This window comes from Moorena sp. SIO4G3, assembly GCF_010692305.1.
Classification (GTDB): Bacteria; Cyanobacteriota; Cyanobacteriia; order Cyanobacteriales; family Coleofasciculaceae; genus Moorena; species Moorena producens_A.
In genome coordinates this window covers 1-2,428 of record NZ_JAAHIG010000651.1, presented here as the reverse complement: position 1 = coordinate 2,428, position 2,428 = coordinate 1, and the positions used below count along the sequence as shown (strand labels likewise).

The 2,428-nt window shown below is 35.8% G+C and carries 3 protein-coding genes and 1 pseudogene; 1 reads left to right on the top strand and 3 read right to left on the bottom strand.

The window, feature by feature from the left end:
- The 3 genes from F6J99_RS44205 to F6J99_RS44195 all read right to left on the bottom strand — a co-directional run.
- A partial coding sequence (locus F6J99_RS44205; RefSeq protein WP_293123578.1) for a hypothetical protein occupies positions 1–218 on the bottom strand: 218 nt, incomplete at its 3' end.
- A 155-nt stretch (positions 219–373) separates the two neighbouring features.
- Complete coding sequence (locus tag F6J99_RS44200) at positions 374–526, bottom strand: hypothetical protein (RefSeq protein WP_293123575.1); 153 nt, start codon at positions 524–526, stop codon at positions 374–376.
- A gap of 34 nt (positions 527–560) precedes the next feature.
- Complete coding sequence (locus F6J99_RS44195; RefSeq protein WP_293123573.1) at positions 561–686, bottom strand: hypothetical protein; 126 nt, start codon at positions 684–686, stop codon at positions 561–563.
- A 513-nt stretch (positions 687–1,199) separates the two neighbouring features.
- On the opposite strand from F6J99_RS44195, the pseudogene F6J99_RS44190 reads away from it, so the two are divergent.
- A pseudogene (locus F6J99_RS44190) lies at positions 1,200–2,428 on the top strand (IS4 family transposase); the annotation flags it as partial.

Sequence of the window (2,428 nt, the reverse complement as noted above, 5' to 3'; positions counted from 1 at the left end):
AACCAAGTAAGGTTACTTTGGTTAGGAGTAATTTCCCCTACTACTACATTATTAACTCTAACAAATACTCTAGTAGAGGTAAGACCCGAAACACTAAAGATCAAAAAAGCTGTACCCAATGTACGTCCACCGGTATTAAAGTTGCGTTCCCACACTGTAGGAGTAATGTTTACAGGTCTATCACCCACGATTTCGGAAAAATCACAAACAACAGGCATAATTTCTAACCTCCTTTTATTGAGGAATATTTTTTGTGTTCTATTGATGTAACTGAATTTTTCTCTCAGCACATTTTTATAATAACTATTAATTTTTAACGCCACAGTACCCCTGAGGGTAATATTTGTTCTATAGGTATTCAGTTAATTTAATACTAGACCCGCCCCTGACCGAGCCAGGTATTCAGGGCATTGTAGAAGCGAGAGTTTTTTTCACAAAGACATGTGATCGCATACCCAAACCCCATCTCTACATTCCCTGGATTATCCGATCCGGGTGCAGCTGCGATCGCACACCAAAACCCCATCTCTACATGCCCGGTTCATCCGGTTGGTAACGTTTTAGTCATTATCGGGTAGTGGTTCTTCTGTTGTTGAAGGTTGAAGGTTGTTGAAGGTTGAAGGTTGAAGGTTGTTTAAGGTTGAAGGTTGAAGGTTGTTTAAGGTTGAACGTGATTTCGTGGCCAATAGGCCAAGGTTGAATTCACTTCTGCCTTCTGTCCTCTGCCTTGTTTTCTCCAAAGTATAGCGTTTTTTAGCCTAATGAGGTACAGATAATTTTTGGCCTGTTCCCTCTTTTCTCTTCCCTATTCCCTACTCCCTGCTCCCTGCTCCCTGCTTCTTCTCAAGCAAATACTATGTCTTAAACTATCCTCAGGGTAAACCCATCTTAAGTTTTGACCAAAATATGGTAAGATAAAAGTTGGAATTAATTCAATTTAACAATTCATTAGTACTCATCAATGTCCCGAGGCTTCCAAACTGCTGTAGTTCAAAAAAAAACCTAATTATACTCACCCAAATACTGGCTTTTTAACCAAGAGTTTTTTGCAACATTTTGCCACTTTTAAAGACCCTAGAATAGAGAGAACCAGCTGGGGGGGCGACAAGCGCCCTGTAACCCTTGATACATCTTAAATTGAGCAAATTATGGTAAAAAAAGATAGGTCATAACTTGTCAATACGACCTATCAATTGAAAATGCTACCAGAATTATATCAAAAACATCTAAAAAATCTACTTTGTGAATCTCAATTATTGTTTTTTTACCTTATAATAATAATTAGACAAGACACCAAAAATATAAAACTTGAAAAAATCGCAGAGTCACTCCCTTTACCCATTCAATTTCACTCACGACGTAAAAAACTACAGAGATTTTTGTCTTTGCCAGTATTTGATGTAAAATATTTGTGGTTTCCAATTATTCAAGAATGGATAAATCAAACATTTCCTAAAGAGAAAATAATCTATTTAGCTATCGATAGAACTAATTGGAAGAACAAAAATTTATTGGTGGTTAGCTTAATTTATAAAAACCGAGCAATTCCCGTTTATTTTCAACTTTTATCAAAATTGGTGTCAAGTAACTTTTCCGAGCAGAAACAACTAATTTCAAATATTATAGAGCTATTTAATGATTATCAAATTGTCATTTTGGGTGACCGGGAATTTTGTTCAGTTAAATTGGCTGAGTGGCTAGACAAACAAGGTTTTAAGTTTTGTTTAAGACTTAGAGAAAACGAGCAAATTGAGCTTAAAAATCAGGGATTGATTTCCTTGAAAAACTCGGGATTAAAACCAGGAATTTTGTGATTTTTTGAAAAGGTTAAAGTCACCAAAACTAAACAAGTATCAGGATTTAGTATTGCATGTAAATGGAAGAAAAGTTATCGAAATACAGTAACAAAAGAAGGTTGGTTTATTCTAACAAATATGAGCGAAGCATCTGAGGCAATATCCGCTTATAAAAAACGTTTTGATATTGAGGAGATGTTCCGAGATTATAAAAGCGGTGGATATAATAGCGATGCAGCGCGGTCTTGGGGGTTTCCCCCATGAGCGACTGCATCAAGACATGGAAGGCAGTAATGTTGTCGGCGAACGCTTTATATCTTTAGTTATTATAATCTCTTTTGCTTACTTTATTGCAACTATTAAAGGAGAAATAATTAATAAAAAAGGAGTTCAGAACTATGTAGCTAGAGTCAAAGAATATGGGCGATCAACTAAAAGACATAGTAATTTTTATATTGGAATGTATGCTCAAAAATGGATTAATTTTATGCAGCAATGTTGGGAATTAGTTGATAAGTTAATGCGTTTAAGTCGTCATAAGCTCGATAATTATTTACGAGGTATGAGAGCTATGAAGCTTATACAGTCTACTTTTTAGCTCTCATGTCGCCCCCCCAGGAGAACCAGAGAAA

Coding starts and splice junctions, on each gene's coding strand:
- F6J99_RS44200 (WP_293123575.1), bottom strand. CDS start 526: ATGGGGTTTTGGTGTGCGATCGCAGCTGCACCCGGATCGGATAATCCA.